Genomic DNA, 307 nt, shown 5'->3' with positions numbered 1-307 from the left:
CCGGCTCGGCACCGCCGAACCCCTACGCGGGGGCCAGGCACCGCCGCGGCGGTGAAGATCTGCGCCGGCCCGGCGCCCCGGTGCTGTCCGCGGGCGGGCAGGGCTTTCTCACTGGAGCGACGGTGATCAGCCCCCGCGCGAAGGTCCGGCCGAGCCCAACCTGCCGCCGACCGCCGGGCCGGTGCGCGGTCCGCTCTCCGCCGCGACGGCGATCAGCCACCACGCAGGGCCCCGGCGGTGCCCAACCCGCGCCAGACAGGTCGGCGCGCCACCGTCCCGCACGTCGGGCGCGGCACCCGCGCCGCCC

1 protein-coding gene is annotated in these 307 nt (G+C 80.1%); it reads right to left on the bottom strand.

The annotated features are described in order from the left end of the window. Positions 1–126 precede the first annotated feature (126 nt). Positions 127–307 (bottom strand): hypothetical protein (locus J7E86_RS08835; RefSeq protein ID WP_215080992.1); only part of this gene is annotated, 181 nt, incomplete at its 5' end.

The sequence above is a fragment of the Streptomyces sp. ISL-11 genome (genome assembly GCF_018614525.1).
Classification (GTDB): Bacteria; Actinomycetota; Actinomycetes; order Streptomycetales; family Streptomycetaceae; genus Streptomyces.
This window is presented reverse-complemented; position numbering and strand designations above follow the sequence as displayed.